19 protein-coding genes are annotated in these 14,931 nt (G+C 68.9%); 10 read left to right on the plus strand and 9 right to left on the minus strand.

Annotated features, from left to right (window positions below; all coding sequences use genetic code 11):
* On the plus strand, nt 1–388 hold a 388-nt coding region (locus tag ABTZ89_RS22960; RefSeq protein ID WP_351048026.1), incomplete at its 5' end, for a DUF5753 domain-containing protein.
* 135 nt (nt 389–523) lie between these two features.
* On the plus strand, nt 524–1,210 hold the full coding sequence (locus ABTZ89_RS22965) for a hypothetical protein (RefSeq protein WP_351048029.1): 687 nt from the start codon (nt 524–526) through the stop codon (nt 1,208–1,210).
* A 128-nt stretch (nt 1,211–1,338) separates the two neighbouring features.
* Here ABTZ89_RS22965 and ABTZ89_RS22970 read toward each other — a convergent pair whose 3' ends face one another.
* The 3 genes from ABTZ89_RS22970 to ABTZ89_RS22980 all read right to left on the minus strand — a co-directional run bounded on the left by ABTZ89_RS22970 (nt 1,339) and on the right by ABTZ89_RS22980 (nt 4,043).
* The gene (locus ABTZ89_RS22970; protein ID WP_351048032.1) at nt 1,339–2,190 is read right to left on the minus strand and encodes an oxidoreductase; all 852 of its coding nucleotides are present in this window, start codon (nt 2,188–2,190) and stop codon (nt 1,339–1,341) included.
* 109 nt (nt 2,191–2,299) lie between these two features.
* Nucleotides 2,300–3,175: a helix-turn-helix transcriptional regulator gene (locus tag ABTZ89_RS22975; RefSeq protein ID WP_351048035.1), complete on the minus strand. Its 876-nt coding sequence runs from the start codon at nt 3,173–3,175 to the stop codon at nt 2,300–2,302.
* A gap of 58 nt (nt 3,176–3,233) precedes the next feature.
* Nucleotides 3,234–4,043, minus strand: coding sequence for a helix-turn-helix domain-containing protein (locus ABTZ89_RS22980; protein WP_351048038.1), 810 nt, complete (start codon nt 4,041–4,043; stop codon nt 3,234–3,236).
* A 106-nt stretch (nt 4,044–4,149) separates the two neighbouring features.
* Between ABTZ89_RS22980 and ABTZ89_RS22985 the strand changes: the two genes are divergently transcribed.
* The gene (locus ABTZ89_RS22985) at nt 4,150–4,506 is read left to right on the plus strand and encodes a nuclear transport factor 2 family protein (protein WP_351048040.1); all 357 of its coding nucleotides are present in this window, start codon (nt 4,150–4,152) and stop codon (nt 4,504–4,506) included.
* Between the two features lie 66 nt (nt 4,507–4,572).
* On the opposite strand, the gene pstB is transcribed toward ABTZ89_RS22985, so the two are convergent.
* From pstB to ABTZ89_RS23015, 6 genes are all read right to left on the minus strand, one after another.
* Nucleotides 4,573–5,349, minus strand: coding sequence for a phosphate ABC transporter ATP-binding protein PstB (gene pstB / locus ABTZ89_RS22990; protein WP_270950570.1), 777 nt, complete (start codon nt 5,347–5,349; stop codon nt 4,573–4,575).
* A gap of 10 nt (nt 5,350–5,359) precedes the next feature.
* Nucleotides 5,360–6,274 carry a phosphate ABC transporter permease PstA gene (pstA, locus tag ABTZ89_RS22995; RefSeq protein ID WP_270950569.1) on the minus strand — a complete coding sequence of 305 codons (915 nt, stop codon included), beginning with the start codon at nt 6,272–6,274 and terminating at the stop codon, nt 5,360–5,362.
* Nucleotides 6,271–7,182: a phosphate ABC transporter permease subunit PstC gene (gene pstC, locus ABTZ89_RS23000; protein WP_270950568.1), complete on the minus strand. Its 912-nt coding sequence runs from the start codon at nt 7,180–7,182 to the stop codon at nt 6,271–6,273. Before pstC ends, pstA begins: the two co-directional genes overlap by 4 nt.
* A 217-nt stretch (nt 7,183–7,399) precedes the next feature.
* A complete protein-coding gene (gene pstS, locus ABTZ89_RS23005) occupies nt 7,400–8,515 on the minus strand; it encodes a phosphate ABC transporter substrate-binding protein PstS (protein ID WP_270950567.1) in 1,116 nt (371 codons plus the stop codon).
* A 220-nt stretch (nt 8,516–8,735) separates the two neighbouring features.
* Nucleotides 8,736–9,689 (minus strand): mycothiol synthase, encoded by a 954-nt coding sequence (mshD, locus tag ABTZ89_RS23010; protein ID WP_502949586.1) that lies wholly within the window; start codon nt 9,687–9,689, stop codon nt 8,736–8,738.
* Between the two features lie 162 nt (nt 9,690–9,851).
* A complete protein-coding gene (locus ABTZ89_RS23015) occupies nt 9,852–10,586 on the minus strand; it encodes a winged helix-turn-helix transcriptional regulator (protein WP_351048045.1) in 735 nt (244 codons plus the stop codon).
* A 203-nt stretch (nt 10,587–10,789) separates the two neighbouring features.
* Here ABTZ89_RS23015 and ABTZ89_RS23020 point away from each other — a divergent pair, with 203 nt between their 5' ends.
* From ABTZ89_RS23020 to ABTZ89_RS23050, 7 genes are all read left to right on the plus strand, one after another.
* The gene (locus ABTZ89_RS23020) at nt 10,790–11,530 is read left to right on the plus strand and encodes an alpha/beta hydrolase (RefSeq protein ID WP_351048048.1); all 741 of its coding nucleotides are present in this window, start codon (nt 10,790–10,792) and stop codon (nt 11,528–11,530) included.
* 43 nt (nt 11,531–11,573) lie between these two features.
* Nucleotides 11,574–12,377: an LmeA family phospholipid-binding protein gene (locus ABTZ89_RS23025; RefSeq protein ID WP_351048051.1), complete on the plus strand. Its 804-nt coding sequence runs from the start codon at nt 11,574–11,576 to the stop codon at nt 12,375–12,377.
* A complete protein-coding gene (locus ABTZ89_RS23030; RefSeq protein ID WP_270952225.1) occupies nt 12,374–12,814 on the plus strand; it encodes a TlpA family protein disulfide reductase in 441 nt (146 codons plus the stop codon). The genes ABTZ89_RS23025 and ABTZ89_RS23030 overlap by 4 nt, the downstream gene beginning before the upstream one ends.
* Nucleotides 12,815–12,986: 172 nt before the next feature.
* Nucleotides 12,987–13,061, plus strand: coding sequence for a putative leader peptide (locus ABTZ89_RS23035; protein ID WP_350945149.1), 75 nt, complete (start codon nt 12,987–12,989; stop codon nt 13,059–13,061).
* 113 nt (nt 13,062–13,174) lie between these two features.
* Nucleotides 13,175–13,624: a DUF4395 domain-containing protein gene (locus ABTZ89_RS23040; protein ID WP_270952224.1), complete on the plus strand. Its 450-nt coding sequence runs from the start codon at nt 13,175–13,177 to the stop codon at nt 13,622–13,624.
* Nucleotides 13,625–13,654: 30 nt separating this feature from the next.
* Nucleotides 13,655–14,503 carry a sulfurtransferase gene (locus tag ABTZ89_RS23045; protein ID WP_351048055.1) on the plus strand — a complete coding sequence of 283 codons (849 nt, stop codon included), beginning with the start codon at nt 13,655–13,657 and terminating at the stop codon, nt 14,501–14,503.
* Nucleotides 14,504–14,535: 32 nt separating this feature from the next.
* Nucleotides 14,536–14,835, plus strand: coding sequence for a DUF1416 domain-containing protein (locus ABTZ89_RS23050; protein WP_270952220.1), 300 nt, complete (start codon nt 14,536–14,538; stop codon nt 14,833–14,835).
* The last annotated feature ends 96 nt before the right edge of the window (nt 14,836–14,931 follow it).

Raw genomic sequence — 14,931 nt, forward strand, 5'->3', positions numbered from 1 at the left:
GGGCAGCAGCGCCGGGTGGCTGTTGAGGTATCGGCCGTCGAAGCGGGCCAAGAAGCTGCGGCGCTCGGTCGGCGGCCCCGGCGTGATGCGCCAGCAGCTGGAGCACCTGGTGCTGCTGGGCTACCGGCGCAACGTGACGATCCAGGTGCTGCCGTTCCGGATCGGCGGCCACCCGCTGATGGGCGACCGGATCGCGGTGTTCTCCTTCGCCGACGAGGCCGACCCGCAGGTGGTCCACCTCGGCGACTCGGCGAACTCCCGGTTCCTGGACAAGCCCGCGGACACGGCGAACTACCTGAAGGCCTTCGAGCAGGTCTGCACCAAGGCCCTCAACCCGAAGGACTCCAGCGCCTTCATCTCCGCCATCGCCGACGAATCCCCGGCCTGACCGCCGCACGGACGCAAAAAGGCGCCGCCCGGACCGGGCGGCGCCTTTCAAGCCGTAACCCCAGCGGTATGGCCTGCCACCGTCAGCGACTACCAGGGACCGTTCTGGGATCTTCGTACGCTACGGTACCCCGTCGTGCGCTTCGATCACAACTCGCACGCTCCCTCGCCCAGGGTCGGCATCGTGCTGTCGCACTTCGCAACGCCTCGGATGCAGGGCTATCTGGATGCCTGCGGTGGCGATCCTGCAGCGGCACTCGACCTGTACAGGTGGAATGCCCAGATGAGCGGCGCGCTCTGGGAGACGTTGGGCCACCTCGAAGTGGTGCTTCGCAACGTACTGGCCGACCGCCTCGCCGCACGCAGCGCAGCGGCTGGACGTTCCGGATCCTGGTTGGACGACACCGCCCGCGAACTCGACGACCGAGCCCGCCGGGACATCACCAAAGCACGCCAGCGCGTCCGGGCCAAGGGCAAGGCTGCCAGCAACGCCCAGACGCTGACCGAACTCCCGTTCGGGTTCTGGCGGTTCTTGCTCGCAAGACGCTACGCAACGACGTTGTGGCCCGACCTCGCCAGCGGCTTCCCCGGTGCCCCTGACCGCGCGCGCAGCACCATCGAACAGCCCGTCACCCGGTTGCACGAGCTGAGGAACAGACTGGCGCACCACGAGAGGGTCTGGAATTTGCCTTTGAAGGCCAGGTACGACGACATCGTGGCGCTGCTCGGTTATGTCGATTCCGATCTCCTCGAGTGGGTCGCCGCTGGATGCCGGGTTACCGCTGCACTGGCCGCCTGCCCGATCGAACGCCCTCATCCGTAGTACCGAGGCCCTCAACCCGAAGGACTCCAGCGCCTTCATCTCCGCCATCGCCGACGAATCCCCCGCCTGACCGCGAGAAGGCGCCGCCCGGACCGGGCGGCGCCTTTCAAGCCGTGAACTGCCCGGTGTCAGGCGACCGTTGTTCCGCCTTCGGCTGAGTCGGTGGAGCGGCTGAGGTCCTCCCAGGCGTCGATGTCGTCCTGGACGCGTTGGCGCCCGGCGGCGACCAGGCGCAGCGCGTCCGAGCCGAGCAGGACGTGCACGGGCGGCTTCTCCGCGTCCAGGAGGGTGAGGATGGCGTCGCCCGCGCGATCGGGGTCACCGATGCCCTGGCCCGCGCGGGCCTGGCGGCGGGTCCGGATCGGGTCGAACAGCTCGTCGTAGTCGGCGATGCTGCGCGGTGCGCGGACCAGCGACCTGCCCGCCCAGTCGGTCTTGAACGCGCCGGGGGCCACGGCGGTGACCCGCACGCCGAACTGGGTGACCTCTTGGGCGAGGGTGTCGGTCATGCCTTCCAGGGCGTGCTTGCTGCCTTCGTAGAACGCCAGTCCGGGGAAGGTGGTGTGCCCGCCCATCGAGGTGATGACGAAGATGTGGCCGCCGCGCCGTTCCCGCATGCCGGGCAGGACCGCCTTCACGGTCGCCACCGTGCCGAACACGTTGACCTCGAACTGGCGGCGCAGGTCGTCCATCGACGACTCCTCGAAGGTGCCTTCGAGCCCGTAGCCGGCGTTGGCCACGAGCACCTCGACCGGGCCGAGTTCCGCTTCGACGTCCCGCACCACGGGCTCGATCCGGTCCGCGTCGGACAGGTCGAGGATGAAGGGCCGGGCGCGGTCGGGGTCCAGCGCCCGGAAGGCGGCCGCGTGCTGCTCGGTGCGCACGGTGCCCGCGACCCGGTGCCCGGCCGCCAGGGCCCGTCGGGCGATGGCCAGCCCGAGGCCGGTGCTGACGCCGGTGATCAGGAATGTCTTGCTCACTGCGGATGTCCTTTCGTGGATGGGGTGTCAGGCCGCGGGGCGTGCGTGGGCACGGCGGCATGGACCCCGCGGGTGTGGCGGGGCCTTATCTGGGTGGTGTTGGCGCTGGTCAGGACTCGGCGGCGGTGTCCCGGGGAGTCGCGGTGGCGGGTTCGCTGCCCCAGCTGGCCAGCAGTCGCAGGCGCTCCTGGGATGGCGAGCCGGTCGGCGCGCTGTAGACGACGAGCGATTGGCCCGGGTCGGCGACCGAGGTGAAGATCTCGTACTGCAGCTCCAGGTCACCGACGACGGGGTGGTGGAGGCGCTTGAGGCCGGTGCTGCGTTCCTGGACGCGGTGTTCCGACCACCACGCCGGGAACTCGGGGGAGCGCATCATCAGCTCACCGATCAGGTTGGCGATGCGCTGGTTCCGCGGCTGGGCGGCGGCAGCCAGCCGCAACCCGTGCACGTAGTCGCGGGCGACGCGTTCCCAGTCGCACCACACCAGGCGAGCACGCGGATCCAGCAGCGTCCAGCGCGCCATGCTGCGCTCCCGGCGCGGCAGCTCGGCCACGTCGGGGAACAGCAACGCCCACAACGCGTTCCCGCCGACGACGGTGAGGTTCCGGTCGCTGACGAAAGCAGGAGCCAGATCCATCGACTCCAGCACCTGCCGCAGCGCCGGACGCAGCTGCGACGAGCGCTCGGCCCGGTCCTCGTGCCCGGCCGCGGTGCCCGCGAGGGCGAACAGGTGCCGCCGCTCGATGTCGTCGAACCGCAGCGCGTCGCAGAGGGCGTGCAGCACCTGTTCGGACGGCTGCCGGGCGCGGCCCTGTTCCAGGCGGGTGTAGTACTCGGTGCTCACCCCGGCCAACTGCGCGACCTCGCTGCGCCGCAGACCGGTGACCCGGCGACCGGTGTCGAACTCGACCGGCAGACCGACCTCGTCCGGCGTGAGTCCCGCGCGGCGGGCCCGCAGGAAGTCGCCCAAGTCGTTTTTGCCCATGGCCCGAGTCTGCTCTCCGCCCGGCCGGTCACCAAGGGCGTAGCTGGCCCTGCCAGTACTACGCACCGGGCCGTGCGCGGCCCGTCGCCTGGAGGTAGTCCTTGGTGGACCGGTCTGCGGGGAAGAAGGACTCGATCGCCAGTTCCGCGACCGTGATGTCGAGCGGGGTGCCGAAGACCGTTGTGGTGCTGAAGAACGACAGCACCTCATCGCCGCGGCAGAATCGCAGCGGCACCACGACGTCACCGGCGCCGGGAACGTCCACTTCGGACTCCGGCTGGTCGCACGGGTAGTCGCGGAGTTCGGCGTGCAGGTCGTGCAGCACCGGATCGCCCGTCGCAGCCGCTTGGCGGCGCAGTCGGCCTAGGACGTGGGCGCGCCATTCGCCGAGGTTGACGATGTTCGGCGCCGCACCCTCCGGGTGCAGGCTCAGGCGCAGCACGTTGACCGGCGGGGCCAGCAGGTCCGGCGCCGCGCCGTCGAGGAAGAGCTGGACCCCGGCGTTGCCGTCGACCAGGTTCCAGTGCCGGTCGACCACCAGCGCCGGATTCGGCTCGTGCCCGGCGAGGACCTGCCGCAGCGCCGTGCGCACCGCGTCGAGCTCGGGCGCGTCCAGCGAGCTCGCCGGGTAGACCGGCGCGTACCCGCCGGCCAGCAGCAGACCGTTGCGCTCGCGCAGCGGGACGTCGAGCTGCTCGCTGAGCCGCAGGATCATCTCCCGGGTCGGCTTGGACCGGCCGGTCTCGACGAAGCTGAGGTGCCGCGAGGAGATGTCGGCGTCCAGCGACAGCTGCAGCTGGCTCAACCGCCGCCGCTCCCGCCATTGCCGCAGCAGTGCGCCCACCGGGCGAGGTTCCACCGTCGTCACACCACGACAGTAGCCAGCACGGCCATTACCTCCCGGGTAATCGACGCGATGACGTCCGCGCAGCAGTCTTGGACGCATCGAAACCCCAGAACCGGGAGGAAATCCGATGAACGCCGAACTCCTCGACCGCTACCTCGCCACCTGGAACGAGCGCGACGCGGACAAGCGCCGGGCCATGGTCGACGACCTCTTCGCCCCGGAAGGCACCTACACCGACCCGCTGGCCGACGTCCGGGGCCGGGAAGCGATCGACGCGACGATCGCGGCGGTCCAGGCCCAGTTCCCGGACTTCGCCTTCCGCGCCGGCGAGGTCTTCGACGCCCACCACCACATCGCCCGCTTCACCTGGGAACTCGGCCCGGCCGACGCCGAAGCCCCGATCATCGGCTTCGACGTCGCAGTCCTCGACGACAACGCCCAGATCCGCCAGGTCCACGGCTTCCTCGACAAGGTCCCCGCCTGACGACCCCCGGGAACGACGGAGGGCACCCCCGACCGGAGTCGGGGGTGCCCTTCCGTTGCGGGTCGATCAGCCGAAGCGGCCGGAGATGTAGTCCTCGGTGGCCTTCTGGGTCGGGTTGGAGAAGATCTTGCCCGTCTCGTCGATCTCCACCAGCTGGCCCGGCTCGCCCACCGCGCGCAGGTTGAAGAACGCCGTCTGGTCGCTCACCCGCGCCGCCTGCTGCATGTTGTGGGTGACGATGACGATCGTGAACTCCTGCTTGAGGTTCGCGATCAGGTCCTCGATCGCCAGCGTCGAGATCGGGTCCAGCGCCGAGCACGGCTCGTCCATCAGCAGGACGTCCGGGCGCACCGCGATGGCCCGCGCGATGCACAGCCGCTGCTGCTGACCACCGGAGAGGCCGCCGCCCGGCTTGTTCAGCCGGTCCTTGACCTCTTCCCACAGGTTCGCGCCGCGCAGGGCGCGCTCGGCGACCTCGTCGAGCTTCTTCTTGTTCTTCTCGCCGGCCAGCTTCAGCCCGGCCACCACGTTGTCGCGGATCGACATCGTCGGGAACGGGTTGGCCCGCTGGAACACCATGCCGATGGTCTTGCGCACCTGCACCGGGTCCACATCGCTGGCGTAGATGTCCTCGCCGTCGAGCATCACCTTGCCCTCGACGCGGGTACCGGGGATGACCTCGTGCATCCGGTTCAGCGACCGCAGCACGGTCGACTTGCCGCAACCGGACGGGCCGATGAACGCGGTGACGCTGCGGGCCGGCACCTGCAGGGTCACGTCCTGCACGGCGTGGAACTTGCCGTAGTGCAGGTTCAGGTCCTTGATGTCGAGACGCTTGGCCATGTTTCGGTCCCTACTTCGTCTTGATCGCGAAGAGCCTGGACAGCAGCGACGCGACAAGGTTGATCAGCATGATGACGAGCACGAGGGTGAGCGCGGCGCCCCACATCCGGTAGTCACCGGCCACGGTTCCGGTGCTGCGCTCCATGTAGATGGCCAGCGGCAGCGACGCCAGTTCGCCCTGGAACAGGTTGAAGTTGATCGAGGAGGAGTAGCCCACCAGGATCAGCAGCGGTGCGGTCTCGCCGAGCACGCGGGCCAGGCCGAGCATCACACCGGTCAGGATGCCCGACAGCGCCGTCGGGAGCACGATCTTCATGATCGTCTTCCACTTCGGCAGGCCGAGCGCGTAAGCCGCCTCGCGCAGCTCGTCCGGCACGATCAGCAGCATCGTCTCGGTGACCCGGACGACCACCGGGACCATCAGCAGCAGCAGGGCCAGCGCCACCGCGAAGCCGCTGCGGGTGAAGCCGAAGGTGGTGATCCACAGCGCGTAGATGAACAGGCCGGCCACGATGGACGGCAGACCGCTGAGGATGTCCACCATGAAGGTGGCGACCTTCGCGAACCGCGAGGACTTGCCGTACTCGACCAGGTAGATGCCGACCATGATGCCCAGCGGCACCGAGATGACCAGGCAGACCAGGCCTTCGAGCAGGGTGCCGACCAGCGCGTGGTAGATGCCGCCGCCGAAGTCGTTGGGCAGCAGGCCGTTGAACGAGTGCGTCCACCAGTCCGCGCTGAGCACCGGCTTGAGACCGCGCGCCAGCAGCGTCCACAGCACCCAGAGCAGCGGGACCACCGCGATCACGAACGCCGCGGCGAACAGCGTGGTGGCCAGGTGGTTCTTGAACTTCCGCGCGAAGCTGATCCGCTGGAACGCCGGTGGCGTGGCCAGCTGCTCCACGTCAGCGGTGTCGGTCCTCATGCTTTCCCCTTACCGCTGCGGCTCTCGATCCAACGCGCGATCGCGTTGACGGCGAAGGTGATGATGAACAGCACCAGGCCCGCCGAGATGTAGGCGCCGACCTGGATGTGGTTGTTGAACTCCGCGGAACCGAGCGCGATCTTGGAGGCGAAGGTGGCCCCCGCGTCGAAGATGCTGTAACCGGGCGGGGCGGTGGTGGAGCTGAGGATGATGGTCAGCGCCATCGTCTCGCCCAGCGCGCGGCCCAGGCCCAGCATCGAGCCGCCGATGAACCCGTTGCGGCCGAACGGCCACACCGTGGTCCGCACGACCTCCCACTGGGTGGCGCCGAGCGCGAGCGCGCCCTCCACCTGCTGGTTCGGGGTCCGGGAGAAGACCTCGCGGGTGACGCCGGTGATGGTCGGGATGATCATCACGGCGAGCACGATCCCCGCGGTGAAGATGTCGGTGCCCAGGCCCATCGGGCGCACGTTGCCCTCGGCGAAGATCGGGATCCAGCCGAGGTACTCGTTCAGCCACAGGGCCACCGGCCGCAGCACCGGGCCGAGCACCAGGAAGCCCCAGAGGCCGTAGACGACCGACGGCACCGCGGCCAGCAGGTCGACGATGTAGGCGAACGGCCGGGCCAGGCTGCGCGGCGCGTAGCGGGTGAGGAACAGCGCGATCCCGCAGGACAGCGGCATCGCGATGATCAGCGCGACCAGCGAGCTGGCCACCGTCACCCAGGCCAGGTCGAGGATGCCGAACTTCAGGTTCGCCGGATCGCGGGTGTCCCACTCCCTGCTGAACAGGAAGTTCACCTCGTTGACCTGCAACGCGGGAACGGCGCGGATCAGCAGGAAGATCGCGATCGCCGCGATCAGGGCGACCACGAAAGCACCGGAGGCGGTGGCGATCGAGGAGAACACCCGATCGCCGAGGCGGCGCGTCTTGCCCGCTGAGATTTCGGGAGCGGAAATGGGAGCCTCCGGTCCGGAACTAGGCGCCGAAGCGCCCCGCGGGGCACCGGCACCGGTGTCCGCGGGGCGCTGATCGGCTCTCGTCGAGTCGGTCACTGCTGCTTGCAGCCTCTCACTTCGTAGATTCGACCCGTTGTTCGCCCGGGCGGGGTGCGACCCGGGTTACTCAGGAGATGGCGTTGATGGCCTCGGTGACCTTGGTCTTGAAGCCCTCCGGCAGCGGCACGTAACCGGCCTCCTGCAGCTGCTGCGGGTCGGCGTTGGCCGCGACGGTCAGGAACGCCTTGACCGCCTTCGCGGTCTCCGGGTCGTAGCCCTTGGAGCAGACGATCTCGTAGGTGTTGAGGACCAGCGGGTAGACGCCGGCCTCCTTGTTGCCGTAGATCGACTTGAGGTCGACGCGCAGGTCGTGGCCCTCGCCCTCGATCTTGGCGCCGTCGATGGCCTTGCCGACGTTCTCGGTGGTCAGCTCGACCGGGCCGGCACCGCTGTCGATCTTGGCCTGGCCCAGCTGGAGGTTCTTGGCGAACGACCACTCGACGTAGGTGATGGCACCCGGGGTGGCCTTGACCGACTGCGAGACCTGGTCGCTGCCCTCACGGCCCTGGCCGACGCCCGGACCGCCCTGGAAGTTCTTGCCCTCGCCGGTCCACGCGCCGCCGGTGGCGGTGGCCAGGTACTTCTGGAAGTTCTCGGTGGTGCCCGACTCGTCCGAGCGGAAGAACGGCACGATGTCGGTGGACGGCAGCTGCGCGTTCGGGTTCAGCGCCTTGATCGCCGGGTCGTCCCACTTCTTGATCTGGCCCTGGTAGATCTTGGCGATCACGTCGGCGTTGAGGGTCAGGTCCTTCACGCCGTCCACGTTGTAGGCGACGGCGACCGGGCCGAAGACCATCGGCAGGTTCCAGGCCGGGTTGCCCTTGCAGCGCTCGGCGGCCTTGGCGACCTCGCCCTTCTCCTCCTTCAGCGGCGAGTCGGAGCCGCCGAAGTCGATCTGGCCCGCGGTGAAGGCAGCGACACCCTTGCCGGAACCGGACTTGGTGTAGTTGACGTTCTGCCCCTGGCACTTGAGCCCGTAGTCGCGAGCGAAGACGTCAACAGCGTTCTTCTGCGCCGAGGAGCCTTCGCCCGAGACCGGCTTGGTGCCGCACTCGACCTGCAGCCCCTCCAGGGCCTGGTTGCCGCCGCCCTGCGGGGTGTTCTGGTCGGAACCGCAGCCGGCGAGCACGAGCGCGCCCGCGGCGAGAACGGCGAACGCAGCGCTGTGCCGCTTGATCTTCACTTCGTTCCTCCAGTGGGAAAACCTGCGGATGTGCGGCCAAAGCCTGGTCAGCACCTGCTCTTCGCCGCTCGCCCGGGACGTTAAGGAGTCGGGGTGGACGGTCCTCGCCATCCAGGTGAACGAAAGGTGAACAAGGCACGCTTAGTAAGCAGACCCACATTCCATCGGGGGAACACAGGCACGAAACCGATGGATCTCAGTGACGCAGAGCACGGGACGGTCAGCGACTGAACTGCACGTCCACGTCCCACTTCTCGAACCCCAATCGCTGGTACACCTTCACCGCGGGAGCGTTGTCCGCCTCCACGTACAGAATCACCTGGCGGCAACCAGTGTCGCTCAAGTGTCGTAGTCCGGCCACTGTGAGTGACCGGCCCAGCCCACCGCCTTGCGCGTCCGGGTCCACCCCGACGACGTAGACCTCACCCGTTCCATCCGGGTGCACCTTCGTCCAGTGGAATCCGAGCAGCTCATCGCGCTCGTCCACGGCCAGGAAGAAACCGGCCGCGTCGAACCAGTCCTCGCGCTCCTTGATCCGCAGGTCCTGCTCGGTCATGTCGCCCTGCTCGGGGTGCCAGGAGAACGCCCGGTGGTTGACCGCCACCACGGCGGCCTCGTCGTGGTCCGGGCGGAAGGTGCGGATCCGCACGCCCTCCGGCAGCTCGACCCTCGGCAGCTCCGGCTCGGCCAGCTCCCGGCCCATCCGCCACAGCTCGCGGGGACGGCTGAAGCCGTACCGCTCGGACAGCCGCACCGCGCCCGGGTGCTCGCCGTGCGACCAGATCCGCAGCTTGGCGAGGTCCGGGGCGGGTTCGGCGGAGAGCTCCGCGCGCTCCAGCAGCGCCTCGACCAGGCGCGTGCCGGCGCCCTTGCGGCGGTGCTCGGGGTCGACCGCCAGCTCGGCGGTCAGCTGGCCGGAGGTCTTCTCGTGCTCGGTGTCCAGGTGCGCGTACCCGATGAGCTTGCCGCCCGCGTCGCGCAGCACGAAGTGCTCGGAGCGCACGTCGGCCTGCACCGGTTCGATCTGGTGGACGACGTCGCGGTGCGCCTTCAACCGCAGGATCACGTGCTCGCCGACCGGGGCCACCCCGTCGGCCTCCTCGGTCTTGTCGAGCAGGCCCATGACCTCGGCCGCTTCCCTGCTGTCCAGTCCATTACGCCAAGTCAGCTGCACGCCAAAGACGTTACCCAGCTTCCCGGCGGATGACGCGTGAAGAACGCAACGAACTCAGCCACCCCGACACCTGTGGACAAGTCCCGGGTCCTGTGGAGAACTTCCGCAAATTCAATGGAAATCGGACATCCGATTTCCATTGAATTTGCGTCAGAACACCGGTCAGCGGGTGGTGACGGCCTCGCGGGCGGGGGTCTGCTCCGCGGTTTCCGCGGCGATCGGGCTGTTGCCGCGGTTCGGGCGGACGAACTTGTAGCCCACGTTGCGGACCGTGCCGATCATCGAGTCGTGCTCCGGGCCGAGCTTCGCGCGCAGCCGCCGGACGTGGACGTCGACCGTGCGGGTGCCGCCGAAGAAGTCGTAGCCCCACACCTCCTGCAGCAGCTGAGCCCGGGTGAACACCCGGCCCGCGTGCTGGGCGAGGTACTTGAGCAGCTCGAACTCCTTGTAGGTGAGCTCCAGCGCCCGGCCCTTCAGCCGCGCCGTGTAGGTGGCCTCCTCGATCACGAGGTCGCCGACGCTCAGCGAATCGTCGCCGCTGCTGCCGGCCACGCCCTGGCGCGAGACGAGCAGGCGCAGCCGGGCGTCGATCTCGGCCGGACCGGTGGTCGGCAGCAGGATCTCGTCGACACCCCACTCGGCGCTGATCGTGACCAGGCCGCCCTCGTTGACCAGCGCGACCACCGGCACGTCACCGGCCGACAGCAGCCGGCACAGGTCCCGGGCGCCGACCAGGTCGGTGCGGGCATCGACGAGGATCACGTCGTGCGCGCCACCGGACAGGACAGCGCCCGGGTCCGCCGGCAGCACGCGGACGCGGTGCGGCAGCAGGGCGAGTGCGGGCAACACCGCGTCGCGATCTGGTTCGTTGGTCAGCAGCAGAAGTTCGGAGCTCATCCGGAGGGCCTCCGTCCCAAGGCGATCACCCGACGACCGGGCAGTCAGGGGCCACCCGCATGTGGCGGATGACTCGGCGTCGTTGCCTGTGGATGGCAAGGAGAATAACCGACATGCAGTGGAAAAGCCCAGGTCCAACGGGGCGCATCACATTTGTGAACAGCAGTCGACCGTTTGTTACGGGGGTGTGTCCGCCGCGCTCGGTGCAGCTGTCCGCCGCCGACGGGACCACTTTGCGCGGTCTGCTGCACCCCGGTCCCGGGCTGCCCGCCGACCTCGGATTCGTCATCGGGCACGGCTTCACCAACCACGTCCGCAAGCCCACCGTGCAACGGATCCTGCACCGCTTGGCCGGACGTGCCCCGGTGCTCGCGATCGACTTCCGCGGCCACGGCCGGTCCGGCGGCCGGACCACCGTCGGACCGGCCGAGGCGCTGGACATCGACGCCGCCGTCGCGCACTTGCGCGAGCTCGGCTGCCGCAAGGTCGTCACGATCGGTTTCTCGCTGGGCGGCTCGGTGGTCCTGCGCCAGGCCGCGCTGGGCACGCCGCCGGACGCGGTGATCGCGGTGAGCAGCCCGGCCCGCTGGTGGGTGCGCGACACGCCCGCGATGCGTCGGGTGCACTGGCTGCTCGAGCAGCCGCACGGCCGGTGGAGCGCACGACTGCTGGGCGTCCGCCTCGCCCCGCCATGGGAGGAGGTGCCGATCTCGCCGATCGAGCTGGTCCGGCGCATCCCGGTGCCGCAGCTGATCGTGCACGGTGATCAGGACCACTACTTCCCGGTGGCCGACGCGGTCGCGCTCGGCGAAGCCGGTGGCGGCGAATTGTGGCTGGAAGCGGGCATGCGGCACGCCGAAAGCGCGACCAGCCCGGATCTGGTGGACCGCATTTCCCGCTGGGCGGCCGATACAGTGGGGCCACCCGATCGTGGCGGTCGCTAGCGCTCCGCCGACCAGTCCTGCCCCGACCAGAACGGATCGCTCGGTGAAGAAGCTCGTCATCGCCCTCGTCATCATCGCGGGCCTGCTGGTGGGCGCCGACTTCGGCGCCGCCGCCATCGCCGAGAGCCAGGTGTCCCAGAAGGTCGCCGAGCAGCTGAAGCTGCGCGAGAACCCCGAGGTGCGGATCAACGGGTTCCCGTTCCTCACCCAGGTCATCGCCGGCAACTACCGCGACGTGCAGCTGGCCGCCGACTCGGTGCAGGTGGGCCCGTTCAACGAGGTCGGCATCGAGGCCGACCTGCACGGGGCGAAGGTGTCCGCCTCCGAGCTGATCTCCGGCACCGCCGACCACCTCACCGTGGACGAGCTGGTCGGCCGGGTGAAGCTCAAGGCCTCCGACGTGGCCCGGCTGATCGACATCCAGGACCTCACCATCAACCCGGCCGCCAAGGACGCGCTGGCCGACGACGACGGCAACATCAGCGCCGCCGACGAGCAGCTCGCCGCGGGCGACGACCACACCAAAGCGGTCGTGCAGCTCGACGGCACCGTGAACATCGCCGGGTCCGACAACAAGGTGCGGGTCATCGCGGTGCTGTCGCTGGTCAACGGCAAGATGCAGATCGAGCCGCGCAAGCTCGACCTGAGCAACAGCAACTTCGGCACCATCGAGCTGCCGTCGATCATCGAGAAGTCGGTGCTCAAGCAGTTCAGCACCACGCTCGACCCGGGCATGCTGCCGTTCGAGGTCAAGCCCACCGCGGTCCGCGCCGAGCGGGGCGCGCTGGTCGTCGAGGGCATCGCCGACAACGTCACGATCAGCAGCAACGGGGTGACCACCGGGTGAGCCCGGGCATCTGGGCACTGCTGATCGCCGTGGTCGCGGCGCTGCTGATCGGCGCGGTGTGGCAGTCCCGGCAGGGCAAGGTCCGCGAGAAGACCGGCGAGGAGAACGTGACCGACCTCCTTCCCGAGGCGTTGCAGCAGCGGCTGGCCGACGCCCCGGACGACGACGCGAAGGTGACGCTGCTGCAGCTGTCGACGACCTTCTGCGCCCCGTGCCGCCACACCCGCGTCCTGCTGGCCGACTTCGCCCAGCGCACCGAGGGCGTCCGCCACGTGGAGGTCGACCTGACCGACCACCCGGAGTGGTCCACGCCCCTGCGCGTCCACACCACCCCGACCACCCTCGTCCTGGACGCCGCGGGCCGCGAGCTCTTCCGCATCAGCGGAGTCCCCCGCCGCGACAACCTCGCCACGGCCCTCGAACCCCACCTCACCTGAGCCCCGCAGTTTCAATTGAAACTGTAGATCTACGCCTGGAGATTCACAGTTTCAGTTGAAACTGTGCTCCGCCGTGCCTGGCGCGCGCAGTTTCAATTGAAACTGCACCCCCAGGTGTCTCACCCTGTGAACAGCCTTCCCGCCGATCGGTCCAACCGGTAGCCTCCGTGCTGTGCATGTACTGCTGACCCGAAGGCGCGCGGTTGACCTTTGCCGCGTGGGTAGCAGCCTGTGTTGCGGGCACTGACCGGGCGGTAGTACGCATCTGCACACCCCCTCGCACGGACGTGCCGTGGCAGAGGTGCGCGTATCCCACCGCCTGACGGACTCGGCAGCCGAAGTCCACAGTCAGGAGGCCCCATGTCAGCCGCAACCCTCGATCCGCGTGGCGTCCGCTTCACCGCGGCGATGACCAGCGCGATCCTCGCGCTCGGCCTGATCACCACCAGCTGGCGGGTGCTGGCCGCCCAGATGGTGCTGTTCGGACTGTGCGCGTTCATCGGGATGCGGCTCAACCCGTGGGGCTTCGTGTACCGGCAGGCGGTCCAACCGCGACTCGAACCGATCGCGGCGGCCGATCGCGAAGAACCCGCTCCGGTGCGCTTCTCCCAGGGCGTCGGATTCGCGTTCGCCCTGGTCGCCATGGTCGGTTACGCGACCGGGTTGACCACCTTGGGCCTCGTCGCGAACGCGTTCGCCCTGGTCGCCGCGTTGCTCAACGCGGTGTTCGGTTACTGCCTCGGTTGCCAGATGTACCTGGTGCTCCGGCGCCTGGCGCCTGCCGGAGCGTCCACTTCAGACACCCGCTGAACCACCGAAGATCAACGAAGGAGTCGCTCGATGAGCCGCGCAGAGGTCCTGGTTTCCACCGAGTGGGCCGAACAGAACCTGAACACCGCCGGCGTGGTGTTCGCCGAGGTGGACGAGGACACCACCGCGTACGACGGCGGCCACATCCCCGGCGCCGTCAAGCTGGACTGGAAGAACGAGCTCCAGGACCACGTGCGCCGGGACTTCGTCGACCGCGAGGGCTTCCAGAAGCTGCTGTCCGCCAAGGGCATCGGCAACGACGACACCGTGATCCTCTACGGCGGCAACAACAACTGGTTCGCCGCCTACGCCTACTGGTACTTCAAGCTGTACGGGCACGGCGACGTCAAGCTGCTCGACGGCGGCCGCAAGAAGTGGGAGCTCGACGGCCGCGAGCTCACCAAGGACGAGCCGAACCGCGCCGCCACCACCTACCAGGCGCAGGAGCCGGACACCTCGATCCGCGCGTTCCGCGACGAGGTCGTCGACGCGATCGGCAACAAGAACCTGGTCGACGTGCGCTCCCCCGACGAGTTCGCGGGCAAGCTGCTCGCCCCGGCGCACCTGCCGCAGGAGTCGGCGCAGCGCGCCGGGCACATCCCGTCGGCGATCAACGTCCCGTGGAGCAAGGCCGCGAACGAGGACGGCACCTTCAAGTCCGACGAGGAGCTGAAGGAGATCTACGGCGAGGCCGGTCTGGACACCTCGAAGGACACCATCGCCTACTGCCGCATCGGCGAGCGCTCCTCGCACACCTGGTTCGTGCTGCGCGAGCTGCTCGGCAACACCAACGTCAAGAACTACGACGGCTCGTGGACCGAGTACGGCTCGCTGGTCGGCGTCCCGATCGAGAACCCGGCCGAAGCCGCCAAGAACTGAAGTCTCCCCACCGGAGCGAAGGAGAGTTGACCATGAGCGGATGCGGAGCCCCGCAGCAGTCGGCGACGGCGGTCGCCGAGGAGACCGACCAGGTCGTCGTGGCCGGAAAGGTGCGAGCTGGAGACCAGCCGGTCGGCGGAGCGTTCGTCCGCCTCCTGGACTCCTCCGGCGAGTTCACCGCGGAGGTCGTGTCCTCCGCGGAGGGCGACTTCCGCTTCTACGCGGCCCCCGGCGACTGGACCGTCCGCGCCCTCCACCGCGAGGGCAAGGGCCAGTCCGACGTCACCACCGAAGGCCCCGGCGTCCACGCGGTGGACATCGCCGTCGCCTGACCGAGCGTTCCCCTGAAGCGGAGGGCGTCTCCCCGAATTGCGGGGAGGCGCCCTTTGCGCAGGTCAGGACTCGTGAGTGGCGATGGTGGCCAGAGC

The sequence above is a fragment of the Saccharopolyspora sp. NPDC002686 genome (assembly GCF_040295745.1).
Lineage (GTDB): Bacteria > Actinomycetota > Actinomycetes > Mycobacteriales > Pseudonocardiaceae > Saccharopolyspora > Saccharopolyspora oryzae.